8 protein-coding genes are annotated in these 15,985 nt (G+C 30.3%); 2 read left to right on the forward strand and 6 right to left on the reverse strand.

All coding sequences use genetic code 11. The features are described 5' to 3' along the window. Window positions 1–1,410: a chromosomal replication initiator protein DnaA gene (gene dnaA, locus A35E_RS00005; RefSeq protein WP_014888625.1), complete on the forward strand. Its 1,410-nt coding sequence runs from the start codon at window positions 1–3 to the stop codon at window positions 1,408–1,410. A gap of 2 nt (window positions 1,411–1,412) precedes the next feature. Next, on the forward strand, window positions 1,413–2,513 hold the full coding sequence (dnaN, locus tag A35E_RS00010; RefSeq protein ID WP_014888626.1) for a DNA polymerase III subunit beta: 1,101 nt from the start codon (window positions 1,413–1,415) through the stop codon (window positions 2,511–2,513). A gap of 871 nt (window positions 2,514–3,384) precedes the next feature. Here the strand turns inward: dnaN and A35E_RS00015 are convergent. From A35E_RS00015 to A35E_RS00040, 6 genes are all read right to left on the reverse strand, one after another. Next, a complete protein-coding gene (locus tag A35E_RS00015) occupies window positions 3,385–3,810 on the reverse strand; it encodes a MarR family winged helix-turn-helix transcriptional regulator (protein ID WP_014888627.1) in 426 nt (141 codons plus the stop codon). Window positions 3,811–5,815: 2,005 nt separating this feature from the next. After that, window positions 5,816–7,552, reverse strand: coding sequence for a heme ABC transporter ATP-binding protein/permease CydC (gene cydC / locus A35E_RS00020; protein ID WP_014888628.1), 1,737 nt, complete (start codon window positions 7,550–7,552; stop codon window positions 5,816–5,818). Window positions 7,553–7,572: 20 nt separating this feature from the next. Beyond that, window positions 7,573–9,324: a heme ABC transporter permease/ATP-binding protein CydD gene (gene cydD, locus A35E_RS00025; RefSeq protein WP_044105052.1), complete on the reverse strand. Its 1,752-nt coding sequence runs from the start codon at window positions 9,322–9,324 to the stop codon at window positions 7,573–7,575. Window positions 9,325–11,208: 1,884 nt separating this feature from the next. Further along, window positions 11,209–11,712, reverse strand: a complete 504-nt coding sequence (gene folK / locus A35E_RS00030) for a 2-amino-4-hydroxy-6-hydroxymethyldihydropteridine diphosphokinase (RefSeq protein WP_014888630.1) — start codon at window positions 11,710–11,712, stop codon at window positions 11,209–11,211. Continuing rightward, entirely contained in the window at window positions 11,713–13,008 is a 1,296-nt protein-coding gene (pcnB, locus tag A35E_RS00035) for a polynucleotide adenylyltransferase PcnB (protein WP_014888631.1), read from the reverse strand. It abuts the gene before it with no gap. A gap of 1,309 nt (window positions 13,009–14,317) precedes the next feature. Then, window positions 14,318–15,319 (reverse strand): AI-2E family transporter, encoded by a 1,002-nt coding sequence (locus A35E_RS00040; RefSeq protein WP_014888632.1) that lies wholly within the window; start codon window positions 15,317–15,319, stop codon window positions 14,318–14,320. Between the last annotated feature and the right edge of the window lie 666 nt (window positions 15,320–15,985).

Below are 15,985 nucleotides of genomic sequence, written 5' to 3' on the forward strand. Positions count from 1 at the left end.
GTGTCACTTTCCCTTTGGCAACAATGTATCATCCGGTTACAAGATGAGTTATCTTCCACAGAATTTAGTATGTGGATCCGCCCTTTACAGGCAGAGCTAAGTGATAACACCTTAGCGCTTTATGCACCCAATCAATTTGTTTTGGATTGGGTCCAAAATAAGTATTTCAACAATATTACTGGCTTATTAAATGATTTTTGTGGCAATAACGCTCCCATGTTACGTTTTGAGGTGGGTAATAAACCATTAAAAGTGGGGATGCTGCAATCATCCACACAACAACACACTAGCAACTCCACACAGTCTCAACGGATTACTACTACTCCGTGGATAAACTCAACCTCTCTAACAAAATGGAATGTTCCCTCTACAAAAAAAGAAGTTTGTTATCGCTCTAATGTTAATCCAAAACATAATTTTGAAAACTTCATTGAAGGTCAGTCTAATCAACTTGCACGCGCAGCTGCACAAAAAGTAGCTGAAAATCCTGGTAGTACGTATAATCCATTATTCTTTTATGGTGGTACGGGGTTAGGTAAAACCCACTTACTACATGCTGTAGGAAACGAAATCTTAGGGTTACAGGCGCACCCCAATGTGGTATATATGCATTCTGAACGCTTTGTTCAAGATATGGTTAAAGCATTGCAAAATAAATCTATAGAAGAATTTAAACATTATTATCGATCTGTTGATGCATTACTTATCGATGATATTCAGTTTTTTGCTAATAAAGAACGCTCTCAGGAAGAATTTTTTCATACTTTTAATGCCTTATTAGAAGGTAATCAACAAATCATTCTAACATCTGATCGATATCCCAAAGAAATTTATGGGATAGAAGACCGACTCAAATCCCGATTTGGTTGGGGACTAACAGTTGCCATTGATCCACCAGAACTTGAAACGCGTGTGGAAATTTTGATAAAAAAAGCTGATGAAAATTCAACTTTCTTACCTGGAGAAGTTGCACTATTTATTGCCCAGCGTTTACGCTCCAATGTGCGTGAACTAGAAGGTGCCTTAAATCGCGTTATTGCTAATGCTAACTTTAGTGGTCAGGTAATTAGCATTGATTTTGTGCGTGAAGCACTACGTGACTTATTAGCTCTACAAGAAAAATTGGTAACTATTAATAATATCCAAAAAACTGTAGCAGAGTACTACCAAATTAAATTAGGTGATTTACTCGCTAAACGACGTTCACGATCAGTAGCTCGCCCTAGACAAATAGCTATGGCGTTATCAAAAGAATTAACAAATCATAGTCTTCCCGAAATCGGTCACGCCTTCGGCGGAAGAGATCACACAACAATCCTTCACGCCTGCAGAAAAATCAAGCAGTTGAGAAAAGAAAATTTTAACATAAAAGAAGATTTCTCTCAATTAATCAAAATATTATCTTCATAACTATGAAATTTATTGTTCAACGTGATCTAGTTTTAAAACCTCTGCAACAAGTTAGCAGCCCGTTGGGAGGTCGCCCCACCTTACCAATTCTAGGCAATTTGCTTTTGCAGGTATTCAAAAATCGTTTGCTGTTAACTAGCACTGATTTAGAAATAGAAATACTAGCTCAGGTTAGGCTAAACGCTATCCATGAAGAAGGAGAAACCACAGTATCAGCTCGTAAGTTTTTTGACATTTGTCGCGGATTGCCAGAAGGAGCAGAGATCACTATCATACTAGAAGGAGAACGTATGTTAATGCGATCAGGTCGTAGTCGTTATTCTCTTTCGACCCTACCAGCTTCAGAGTTTCCTAATTTAGATCATTGGCATCGAGAAGTAGAATTCACCCTTTCACAGTCTATTCTAAAACGACTAATTGAATCTACACAATTTTCAATGGCTCATCAAGATGTACGTTATTATCTTAATGGTATGCTATTTGAAACCAAAGGAGAGGAGCTTCGTACGGTAGCTACTGACGGGCATCGTTTAGCGCTTTGCACTATATCCATAAATCAACCACTACCCTCACATTCTGTAATTGTCCCTCGAAAAGGAGTAGTAGAGTTAGTACGAATATTAAATAACGGAAAAAACCCAGTAAAACTACAAATTGGAAAAAATAATATTCGTGCCACTGTCGGTGATTACATTTTAACTTCTAAACTAGTTGAAGGTCGTTTCCCTGATTATAGTCGGGTTTTTTCAAAAAATCCCCATAAAATTCTTGAAGCTAAATGTGATCTCCTTAAACAAGCCTTTACTCGTGCCGCTATTCTTTCTAATGAAAAATTTCGTGGTGTTCGACTCTACCTTAGTACAAACCAACTAAAAATTACCGCTAATAATCCAGAAAAAGAGGAAGCGGAAGAAATTTTAGATGTTATTTATAAAGGTAGTGATATAGAGGTTGGTTTTAATGTTAATTACATATTAGATGTTCTGAATACTTTAAAATGCGAAGAGGTTCGTTTCTTTTTAACCGATGAAATATCTAGCATTCAAATTGAGGATAGCGCTAATCAGGCAGCCTCCTATGCTATCATGCCAATGCGCATATAATCACCACCACAGTAGATTCATGTTAGATAATCTATTTTTTAGATAAAAACAACACACATAAATTATAAAGAATAATTAAATAAAAACATAATACTGTATAATTACATGTCTATGAAATTTTTTATAAAAAACAGATATTACTGCGTAAAAATATTTTACTAACTATAAATGATTGCTTCTTTTTTTTCTGATTCTTTCAATATAACTACAAATTGACGCTGACCATAAAACCAAAGATTTTAGAAAATTTATTCTAGTAAATTTAAAAGACTCTATTTATAATGTTGTCGACATAATCGAATCTACAATACAGTAATGTTAAGATTTAATGTTAATTAAAAATCAGTTACAGTATCTTACTTGAGACAAATATAATGCATATATCTCAATAAAATATCTTTAAATGAACATGATAAAAAAAATCATTGCTTTATAACATTTATTGCAAAAAGGTTGTAAGATTCAATAAACACTACCGAAATAAGATAACTCATCGAGAATATGTCTGTAGAGTTTAATAAGACTTATGAGGAAAAATTTAATTAATTAAAAATATTTATAAAAAAATACAAGATATATAATTATAATATTCAAATTAACTAAGAAAAATAAAACAATTAAAAAAACGAGCGTTTTGGTCAAGGTTTTCTTAGTAACCAAAATAATTTACGATTTTACATTTTAGTTGTGAATTCAATTTTTAGACAAAAATAGTATTATTACTGCATGAAATATTAAAAACATTATTTAATTTAACATATTTTATACTAATTAAAATAATTATCTTCATTGTTACTATTATATGCCGGATGAGTATAACTGTCCGGCTTTTAGTTAATACTTTAAAAACTGAAAAAAATCTTAAATTTTTCTATTTTTTTTGAAATTCAAGGGATTTACAAATTTCACTAAAATTTTTTAACTGTATTTCAGATAGAGGTGAAAAAATACGATCTAAAATAACTTTATGGATCTCTTCCGCAAGACTTAGTTTTTCAAGTCCTTTCTGTGTAATATGAACATACTTCACCCGTCTATCTGTTGGACTTTGCTTTCTCTGTAACATTTCCTCTTTTTCTAAAGCATCGAGAACTGTTACCACCGTTCTAGATGAAAAACCCATATAATTTTTAATATCAGTTGCACTGGTTTTTCCAGTAATGATTAATTGTAAAATTTTCATTTTTGACATGGAAAGACCTTCATTTACCAACTGGCCATTTACTTCTTTTCTCAGGCGATGGTAAATACGTGACAGAGACTCTACCATGATAGACACGTTAGTTAATTTATCCATTTTTCAATCTCCATATATTCTTTCTTTGCAAAAAATTGTTCTTAAAGCTCTTAGATTGTTATTAAGAAATTTAATTACTCCTACTTTGAGTCTTATAGTTTATACAATACTATTATAAAATAGGTAATACTAAGAGAAAGATATATCTTTAAATAGATTACATTGTTATAGTGAAACTAACAAGATATATATCTCTAACAATGCTCATCAGTTCTCTTTAAGACTATTACATGCTAATTTATAATAAGAAAAATATAAATTACGCATAATCTTTTATCAACACTTAGTAAAGTACTCACTCGTTTCATATATAACAACTAGTAAGTATATTTGCTGTAAGCAAGTTTATTATTAAAATATCTTGACATTATTATAAATACTTAATAATTTTTTTTTAAAAAAATGGTTTTACTTTAAACCTCTTCAATAACTCACTTACATAAGTTTATAGTTTTTTATATATTTAAACTAAATAATTATTTGTTAACCATTAAAAATTTAAACTAATTACTTTTCTTTTTAAGAATGTTCTCATTTTTATAAAACATAATACTTTTTCGTCTAATTAAATTAAGAAACAATGTTAATATAATTAAATATTGTCTTATTTATTATAAATAAGAAAGATTAATAGTTATATCTAAATCATTAAAATTCTCATCAGAAAATAGAAAAAATTAAAAACATACTCAAACAAGAATTCTCAATTTTTCTGAGTAGAATATATTAGAATGGAAGAATGTTAAAAAGTTAACCATCAATAGATGAATCATTATATAGCATGTCATATACTGCATGATAATCTACAAATTATATTTATTTTACAGATATACTCTGCGTCTTGTGGACAGTACAATCTATTCATATTTTACGTTCACTATTACAATACATATTAAACTTTATTTAATTAATAAAAAAAATACATATAGATGATCTTGCTATAAAAAAAATTCTACATATTAATGGGAATTATTTTTTCTGCTTAATCGTAAAGCAATCTCAATATTTTAATAACAATTATATTTTATTAACAAAAACTTCACATATCTTTCTTAAAATCATAAGAAAAGTAGAAACGTTTCCATCATATAACTAAAACGTGATGATACTGATATGTAGGTAATGAAAAATCTGAATGATACCCTATGGATTCTCTTCCTAGTAGAAGAATATTTACAACTTCTTTAAAATATTTTCAACAACTTACTATACCCTTCCGATAAAAGTCATTTAATGTATTCAATGAAACTTTTTTTCTCGTATAAAAGGTCTTGAAAATTGAAATAATGGAGGTTATGTTAAAGATATAATTAACTAAAATTCTAATTTATGCAACAAAGTTTTAAGATATAAGACAGTCTTTTTATTTACTTACTACATATTCACTTTAATGAAGTTATTTAATTTAAAAATAATCACTACTAAAAAAATAAATTTAACACATACACCTATAAGCTGATGTTTAGAATAAATAAACAAGTCATAAAAATATATAAATTTTTAATAATCTTAACAAATTTTTATATTTAAAGCTTCATAATAACAATTATGACTAACTATATGTCTTATTAAATATAGAATAAAAGTCTATTTAAAAAAAAGAACATTAATTTGAGATTAATGATTAATTATTAATAATTAAAGAGTTTTTCCTGATATAATTGTTATTTTTTAATAAATTTTGCTAATATCTAAAGATAATTTTCAGATTTTTTTTGACTGGTCAATAAATATAAAAATTGTAGTTTATTCATTGAGATATCATTAATAATGATTAATACTTATAATACCTGAAAAACAAAAATTCCACTAAATATGGGAAAATTTGCTAAATAAAATTTTTTAATTTTTTTTAGTTTTACAAAAAAAACAAACTTACAAATCATATTTTAAAAAATTTTATTAAATTTCATTTTTTTGTTTTTAAACAAAAAGATTTTTGTGAAAGAATTTTCTATAAATATCTAGATTATTAAATACAATAATTATTAATTAAAATATTATTTTAATATTTTAATTTATTTAACAAGTTTATATGATAATAATAATAACGTTTACGCTGTTTCATTAAACTTTGATGAGTTCCTTCTTCGATAATGGAGCCTTCATCTAAAATATAAATACGATCTAAATTTTCTAGACCCTGCAAACGATGAGTGACAATAATAAGAGTTCTTCCTTTTCCAACTGTAAAAATTAGTTTCAGTATTTGATGCTCACTTACAGAATCTAAACCTTCAGTTGGTTCATCAAAAAGCCACAAAGGGGAATCATGCAACAATGCCCTCGCAATACCAATCCGACGCTCTTCTCCACCAGAAAGAGCTCGACCACCTTCGCCTAACCACATATTGAGCCCTTCACCTTTAAGTAGTTTCCCCAAACCAACTTTCATCAAAATAGCGCTTAATTGTTCATCGTTAGCATCTGGCGCTGCAAGACGTAAATTATCACGTAGTGTAGCACTAAAAATATGAAGGCGCTGTTCAACTACCGACGTCATCTTACGTAAAGCGCTTTCACTCCATTGATCAAGAGAAATATCACTTAACAAAATTTCTCCATTTTGGGGATTACAAGCTCGAGTTAATAATTTTAATAGAGTAGATTTTCCACTTCCAGTATGACCGAGGATAGCAACATGTTCTCCCGAAGAAACCTTTAGTGTTAAATTATTAATAGAAGGGACTAATTTTCCTGGATAGGAAAATCGCACTTGATGAAATCTAAGAGAAACATTTGAAACCACCGAAGGACCAAAAATTGGAAAAACAATCTCGACTGGTTTTTGCATAAGATTATTTAGACGCATAGCGCAAGCAATAACTTCTCCAAGATGTTGGAATGCAACTGCTATTGGACTCAACGCTTCAAACACTGACAGTGTTGCAAAAACAAAAATCGCTATTAGAGGAGAAGATAAGATATTGTTTTTCTCAGACGCAATCCATAATACCCAAGTTAATGTTAGACCTGTCAATATTAAAAGTAAATTTTGTGAAGCAGCGCTCAGTTCGCTTTGTCGGCGCTGTTGAATCTGCCAACGCTGTTCCGTAATCTCTAATAAACTAAGATAATATCCAGAAGCACCGTATAAGGTAAGCTCTGCGTTACCCAAAAGCCAAGTAGTAAACTGTAAACGATACTCAGATCGAAGAGTGCTCAGTGCTTCACCAACAGGTTTACCAACACAATAAAACCCTACAGGAAAAATAAGTAAAATTAATATCATGATCATTCCAAAAATTAACCCTACCTGTAGATCTAAAAAACAAAGACTTATAGTTACTATCAATATAATTACTAATGCACTTACTAAGGGGGATATAAGTCGAAGATAAATATGATCTAATGTGTCTACATCTGAGACGAGACAATTGAGCAGTTCCCCTCGGAACAAGCGAATATTAGTAGTAGAAGTTGAAATTGGAAAAATGCTTTTAAAAACATAAAGACGAAGATACTGCAAAAGATGGAATGTGGCATTATGGCTAACTACCCGCTCAACCCAGCGCCCAACGGTACGAATAATTGCTGCACCACGCACACCTGCAGCAGGTAGCATATAGTTAAAAGTATAAAGACCAGCTGCTCCTGCTATTGCTGTACCCGAAAGAAACCACCCGGAAAGGATCAAAAGAAAGCTGCTAGCTAATAAGCTAATAATAGCCAATAGAATTCCAAGCAATAATTGTCCACGATGAAGCCTATAAAGGCGCAAATAAGGAAATAACGCACGCATACTAAATAGCCATCCTGTATTTAAGAAGAAATAAAAGCAGCTAACGGTCCTTCTCTAGATGAGAGCTCTTTATAAGTCCCTTGTTGAACTATCTTCCCATCGTCCATCACCCAAATCAAATCAAAATCTGTAATAACTTGTAACTGATGAGTAATAAACAATGTGGTCTGACGACGCATAGCAGGATCCAGTGCACGCATAATCAATTTTTCACTAAGAGCATCAAGACTGGCAGTTGGCTCATCAAGGAGAAGCAAGTCTGGAGTGCGAATAAGAGCACGAGCTAAAGCAACACGTTGCACTTGACCTACAGAAAGCAATTTAGCATCTTCTCCGATCTTAGTGTCTAGTCCATCAGATAAAACAGATAAAAACTCTTTTATATAAGTAACATTAACGACTTTCATTAATTGTGCATGATTTGCTTGTGGTGCTCCGAGCAATATATTCTCACGTAATGTTGATGCCGGCAAGATAGGATTCTGACTGATCCAACTCAAACGTTTACGCCATAAGTTAAGTTCAAGCGTACGTAATTCTTTACCATTAATTAAAATTGAGCCGCTGTAAGGTAAAAAACCTAATAGTACCCTAAAAATTGAACTCTTTCCTGATCCACTAATACCAACAATTGCTACTCTCTGACCCGCAGACACAGAAAAATTTAATGGACCTACAAGTATGCTTCCATCTGGAGATAATATGCATAGATTATTAGCAACTAAACTCACCAATCCAGGATTCAGTACCTCTTTTCCGATTCCTTGAAATTGATCTTCATTATTTTCTAAAAAAGAGACTAAGGATTCAGCAGCTCCTAATGCACGAGCTTTAGCATGGTAAAACATCCCTAGATCACGTAAAGGCTGAAAAAATTCCGGAGCTAAAATCAATATTAAAAAACCAGAGAAAAGTGTAACTGCGCTTCCATAAGTGCCGAAGTTAAATTCTCCGAGGTAGGAAAAACCAAAATAAACTGCTACTAACGCAATAGAAATAGAAGAAAAAAATTCTAACACTCCAGAAGATAAAAATGCAATCTGTAATACCTCCATAGTACGCTGACGAAACAAGTCAGTCGCACGAGCTAACTCTTGCATTTCTACTTCGGCGCGAAAAAAAAGACGCAAAGTATTAAGTCCACGCAATCGGTCGAGAAAGTAACCAGAAAGACGCGAAAGTGCTAAAAAATTACGTCGATTAGCTTCAGCAGCCCCCATACCAACTAATGCCATGAAGATAGGAATAAGCGGGGCAGTTAAAAAAAGTATTATACCAGCAACCCAATTCATAAAAAAAGTTACAATCAACATCATCAACGGTATCATCACCGCAAGAGATAATTGAGGTAAATAACGAGCATAAAACTCTTGCATATCTTCAACTTGTTCAAGCAACATGCAGCTCCAACTGCCAGAGGGCTGATTATGAATCCACGCGGGACCCAATCGAGCAAGTCGATCTAGCAATTGAACTCGAATGTGGCGCCGAAGAAGAGCCCCCGCAATAAAACCTACTTGTTCACGCGCATAATTAATTAATGCACGTAAAATAAAAAACAAAGCTAAGAAAAAAAAATTTCTTATCAGTATTATTCGAGGTATTTTATCTATAATAAATGATTGAAGTAAACCTGCTAGCATCCAAGCTTGCCCGATAATCATCGTGGCACTTATCAATCCAAGTAAAAGAGAAAGATGAAGATAACCTTGCGTTTGTTTACTTTGCAAACGAAGCCAACATAGAAGAGTATGTTGCCGATTTTTATTCATTCTAAGTGTTTTTCTAGCCAAAGCGGCAGATACCTGATATTGAGATTTTACGAAAAAAAAGAAATCGAGATTAGTTTTTAAGCTAATCCGATAGGATTACATTAATTTTTAACATTCAATTATAGTTAAAATTTTTTTCTATAAACTAGGTTACATTCGAGATGCAATTAACATTTAACCAGATCAAACATAAATCTAGATAGATGTTAACATTAACTTTTTATTTTGCAATGTAATAAACTGTAGAGTAAACTTAAATTTATATTTAAAATGGCAAACTATTTTTCTCATGTCAAGCTCTAGATTTTATTTAATTATGTAGTTATTAAAGCATGTGCTATAAAACATTTTATTAAAAATAATATTGTCATACTGACTATGTAAGTCAACAAACATTTTTAATTGTATCTTTCTTAAATTAGATATTCTATGGCAAAAAAAATACCATACTCTTCTCATAGAAAAATTGATCGAAATTAAATTAAATCTTTATTAAATATTGCTAATAATGTTGTTTATAAGTAATTTATAATTCTATATCTTTTAGTAAATTAATACTAGAATTTACATTCCATTGACTCACAACAAATATAGAAAATCTCCATTAACAATATTAAGTTTAAATTTTGGAAATCTTTATTAGTAAGTTTTAATGAAAAATTTCCTCGCTAAGCCTAAAAAAACTATTACTCATCACAGGATCTAGTTTTTTAAAAACTGATATATTTTATCTAATTTCACTAGATTTAATTTAAACCACATCATGTGTATTTTACATTAATAAACAAAATAGATGTATTTTCTGATTAATAGTTTTATTGTTATTTTATTAAAATGCAGTATATTTATTGAATATGCATAAGTAATTATGTTAACGTTAATAAAAAATTAAAACTCAGTTACCCATAAGCGCAGATGATGAGTCACTAAAAAATCATTTGATATACTGTAGTCACTATATTTATACTTAAATATAGTTTATTCCTATAATCTTTATACAAAATTATAAATTCTTAATTTTTTTGAAGTTACTTATCTACCTTTATTTTGATCTACACAAACCATTAAATATGCAATATCAAATAGATATACGTATTTTCAACTTTATGTAATAATTTTAATGGAATCGTGATTGACAAATCATCTGATTATCTTAATCTTAATAGATTCAGAATGAAAATCAAAAAAAAAATTAACTCCCTTATATACTCTTAAATATAGTCGTTTCAAATAGCAATTAATCGTTCAATCGAAAATTTAATAAATATAAAAATATTTAAAAATTTTAAATTATTGGTAATATTTCGAAAAAGAAAATGTTTAACTACTATTTTGTATCAAAAATATCGCCCTAACAACTTAACTCTTAAGGTAAAAATATAACTGATACTAAAGATCCGCCCTACATGATAAATTACAATCAGACGAAAATTAAAAATACTGTAAATAACAATATTGAAAATATTAAATTTTGTTTGCACATTGAGCAATGATGACTAGAATAGTTTGTATCTAAATAAGAAAAATGTAAATATTTTAATCAAGTTCATCCGACCATCCCTAATCCTAAGTAGATAAAACTATAAACACTATTATTTTTAATAAACTTTGATTTCAAAGAGTATAAAAAATCTACTTTATCTTTATTATCAATCTATTAAAATCATCTTATCAGTTAAGATTATATTTTTAAAGATTTTTGAAAATATAGAGGAATAATTACACGATATAATCCTATTAAAAATAATCAATATGTTTAATAGATTAAAACAAATCAAAAAAACTTTACCTGAATATTCAAAGTAGAGAAATCTTTTTCGTTAAAAAAATACATTAAGTTTTCTAGATAACTCAAAGATCTCAATTGAAGGTAATAAAAATATTTTACTCTTTAACCCAATAGGTGAGATTTTTACGCGATATCCGACTTAAACGTTGTATTAATAAGGTTCCATCAGGAAATATCAAGTTCGGAGCAACTTCTAACAAAGGATACAGGACAAATTCACGATTATACATATCGTAATGCGGAACGATTAATCGAGGAGTAGTAATAATTCGTTTTCCAAATAATAAAATATCCAGATCCAATGTGCGAGGTCCAAAACGATAAACATGTTTCTTGCGACCCTGACATCGTTCAATAGCTTGGATATAATCAAGAAACTTGTCAGGTGTTAAACTTGTTTCTAATAATAAAACAGCATTTAAAAAATCTGGTTGGTCCTGCGGACCCAAAGGAAGACTGCGATAATAAGACGAGCAAACCAATAACCGAGTATTAGGTAAACTTCCTATCGCCATAAGAGCAGCTTTTACTTGTTTTGTCGGATCTCCCAGGTTACTTCCAATCGCTAACCAAACATTTTCTATGACACACTTTCGCACTTAGACACCCGACTTCAGTAAAGGATAAAAAGATGTAAAATCTTCATGATCGAGATGCACAAGCATCTTCTGTTTTTTTGGACGTGTTGCAACTTGGAACTCACCCCACCATCGACTAAACCGTTGCAATTCAGTATTTTTTTCAATTTCAGCTCGAAGTATAAGCAAATCATAAGCAATACGAAATTTTGGATGCTCTATTAACTTATTTGCTCGTCTTCCATGACAACGTGATAAACGAAATTGTAATTGCCACATATCGCGCATTAAAACAGTTAATCGTTTCGGTATAGCTAACGTTCGACATTGCTCGTCAAGAATATCATTCATCGCCAAAGGAAAGGCGTCAAAATAAGAAAGACTACTCTCCTGTATAAGTATTTGAGTATGCGCAAGTAGCGGGTACCACAACATAGCGGCAAATAACAAAACTGGATTAACCATCATATCTCTATGAAAACGCTTATCTGACGTAATGAGAACGCGTATTAACATCTGTTCCATATAGCTATCACCGTTCTCGGTAAAATTACGACTAATAAGAGGAAATAACGGCTGAAAAAGTTGATATTCACATAGCAAGCGATAAGTTGCTTCACCATAACCAGCCTGTAGTAATTTAAGGGCTTCTTCAAAAAGTCGTGCAGGTGGGATTTCATGCAGTAATCCCGCTAACTTAGGAATAGGTGCAGCGGTCTCATTGCTTATTGTCATATCTAATTTAGCGGCAAAGCGTACTGCACGAAGCATGCGTACAGGATCTTCCCTATAACGAGTTTCCGGATCACCAATAAGCCGAATGGTTCCTTCTTCTAAATCTTTTAGCCCACCAGTATAATCACGCACAGTGAAATCAGCTGCACTGTAATAAAGACTATTTACAGAAAAATCACGGCGCTCAGCATCTTCCTCGATAGATCCAAAAATATTATCACGAAGTAGCCTGCCATTATGATTAGTTAAAGCTGCTCCCTTGGAAGCTTCTTCTGCTTGCAATATCTGATGGTGCCCTCGAAGGGTGGCGACTTCAATAATTTCGGGTAAAAATATAACATGCGCTAACCGAAAACGACGCCCAACTAGACGGCAATTACGAAAAAGTTTGCGCATCTGCTCTGGAGTTGCACTAGTGGTGATGTCAAAATCTTTAGGTTTTTTTCCAAGAAGAAGATCACGAACCCCACCGCCGACCAAGTAGGCTTCATATCCCGCTTTATGTAGACGGTAAAGAACCTTTAACGCATTTTCACTGATCTCTTTACGGGAAATACTATGCTGGTCACGTGGGACAATCATAAAATGGAGTCTATCCTTAGATGCCGTCTCCCTAGGTAACTACAAATCACCTTACGGCAATATGAATCAACTTACAATATTTAGCACATTTTTCAAAAATAATAGATAAACAGTAAGATCTTCCGATCTATAAACGATAATTATAGCTGATCTCTATAAATTTTAGAAGCTAATTACATTGTTTCGTGACACAGACAATATTCTAGTCCTAGATTTCAATAAACCATTTTTTAATTTTAAACTCCAATAAAGATTTTTTCATACAACACAGTTAGCACCTAACAATATTTCAATAATCAAGTATATCCAAAAAAATAAAATTTGTTTTATACCTATTTTATAATCAATCTATTAATTGTTTTCATAAACATACATATTTTCATATTAGGAGCTATTAAAAAACTTAAAATAACAATCTTAGTGTTCGTGAAAATATCACTATTGAAGCTAACTAGACTTTAAAGCTAGAATATTGATGAATGTCTATTCATTAGATGTTAAAAAATACATTATCAATATAAAATTAAATATTTTTAAACAAAACTATATTGTTTGTTACGATATTGATTGATATCAAAAAAGTGTTTTCTTTATCTTTTTAAATAGATCTTAAATATTATTTAAAATATTATTAGCTAACAACTTTTACATAAAGAAAAACATCTTTTTGTATAAAGCTCAATTGCAAAAAAAACTACATCGATTAATTAATAAAATAAAACTAAAAAGAACCATAAGAATAAAAAATATACAGCCAAATAAACATTTATCTAACCTTTATAGATTCACATCTAACAAATAATTTAAACAACTTTAATTATGCATAATACTAAAAAAATATTATTATCGATTTTAATCTAATAAGTCATGGAGATGAGAGAGCTAATTTCTCTCCGGCAATAAACATAACATTGATTAGGTAAATCCAATAGATACAGACAAGTAAATATTATAAAAATAATTATTACAACATACATTCGCTTAAAATCACTCAATCATAGATAGATTTTTTTAAACACGAATGCTTTTTAAGCACTAGTTGTTCCAGCAATCTAATTTAGTTGTAAAATAATTTTTATTTTTTATAAAACAAAAAAACTGTTATGGTGATTCATAATGTTACAAATATAACAATTAATTAAAAAATTTAATTTTATATAAATAATCTTATAATTAAGCTAACATCATTATTTGGAGGAGGACGACGACTAGACTATATAAAAACCTTTTTATCTTATTATTTAAAGTGTTGTTATAACAATATATTATGGTTAAAAATAAAAACGTATATTTTCAGTACTATCACTCATTAAATTAATTTTTGTGCTCGTAATTCAGTTTTTAAATAAGCATAATAAATCGGAGCTGCTATTAATCCTTCTAAACCGAAGATCGCTTGGAAGAGAAGCATTGCTAATAATAATTCCCAAGATTTTGCATTAATTCGACTTCCAACAATTTCAGCATTAAGAAAATATTCTAATTTGTGAATTAATATAAGATATATCATCATTATACTACCTATACCTAATGACAATGATAATCCTGAAATAATAATCATGATATTGGAAATAAGATTACCGACACTTGGAAGTAATCCAAAAATAAAAGTATTAACAATTAAAGTTTTACCAAAAGGTAGATGTACATTGAATAAAGGAAATAAGACTAAAATCAACATTCCTGTTAGAAAAGTATTAACGATAGATATTTTTATTTGAGCAAAAACAATATTGCGAAATGCCTCAGAGAGATAATAAAGACGTTCTAACAACTGCTGTATGAAATAGGTATTAGAAGAAGACGGCTTATGTAAAGAAATTATTCCCCCAATAATTAAACCGATAAAAATCGTAATTAAACCATGAAGAAAAGAACGACCCATATTCCTAAGCATGATGAAATTGGATTCCACTAAAGTAAAAATCTGGTCCTTTAACTCTTCTGCACTATCTGGTAAAAACGAAGGAAGATAATCAGGCAAATGATTTTTTACATCAGAAAAAATACGGTTAGTTTCAGCAATTATATCCATACTACGCTGCACGTCCGAAGTTAAAAAACTAACCACACTGAGGATTCCTAAGGTCATGCTAAAAACCACGAAAAAAGTAATTAACGTGATTACAACCCATCGACCCCAATTACTCCCTACTAGACGTTCAAAATAAGGTGTTAGAGAGGTAATCGATTCATATGCTAGAAAACTGGCCAAAAAACAGGGAAATAAATGTAGTGGAATGATCAGGGTTACAAAAAGAAACATCAACAGGTAAGAGATTGCCTTAAGCCATATTTCAGGTACACCCATTTTTTTTCCTTTCATTACTTGCAGATTCCTTTATTGTGGGAAAAGCAAACAACAGGGAGTAGATTTATTGCATAATAAATCCTAATTTAGTGACATCATACAAAAAAAATTTATTATTATTAACTATTAAGAACGCAAACTTTATCTATGAGTTTAAAATTACTAATTTTCTCCATTTCTTATAATTATTAAAATTTTCAAATATTTGAGCATAGTAGCCATAAGACTTATTATTATTTTTCATAAAAATTTTAACTATATATTGTTTTTGAAAAATTTAAATTTAAGAAATTATATACCTATTACTGTTACCTCTTTGTAAATTTTAAAAACCATCGAAAAACTAAAGAAAATCTTAAAAATTATAAATTACTTTAATTGATAAAATATCCTTAGGATTATTCTTAGGTCTGAAATGGGTCTTAATATAACGCATTCACTCGTAAGAAATCATAAATGACTATTTTAAAAAAAACACTAAAATACGCTATACCATTTGGTAAATAACCCATGCACCAATTACATATCATTATATTATGATATTATGCTCGACATGTATTTTATTTTAAGTTAATAGAAGATTATATTATTGCTTTCATTGATTTGATTTTACTTTTTAGTATTTATTAATCTAGTTAGATGTTCAATTAATCATTTGTAGATAAA

This window comes from secondary endosymbiont of Heteropsylla cubana (genome assembly GCF_000287355.1).
Lineage (GTDB): Bacteria > Pseudomonadota > Gammaproteobacteria > Enterobacterales > Enterobacteriaceae.

Coding starts and splice junctions, on each gene's coding strand:
- dnaN (WP_014888626.1), top strand. CDS start 1,413: ATGAAATTTATTGTTCAACGTGATCTAGTTTTAAAACCTCTGCAACAA.
- A35E_RS00015 (WP_014888627.1), bottom strand. CDS start 3,810: ATGGATAAATTAACTAACGTGTCTATCATGGTAGAGTCTCTGTCACGT.
- cydC (WP_014888628.1), bottom strand. CDS start 7,552: ATGCGTGCGTTATTTCCTTATTTGCGCCTTTATAGGCTTCATCGTGGA.
- cydD (WP_044105052.1), bottom strand. CDS start 9,324: ATGAATAAAAATCGGCAACATACTCTTCTATGTTGGCTTCGTTTGCAA.
- pcnB (WP_014888631.1), bottom strand. CDS start 13,008: ATGATTGTCCCACGTGACCAGCATAGTATTTCCCGTAAAGAGATCAGT.
- A35E_RS00040 (WP_014888632.1), bottom strand. CDS start 15,319: ATGGGTGTACCTGAAATATGGCTTAAGGCAATCTCTTACCTGTTGATG.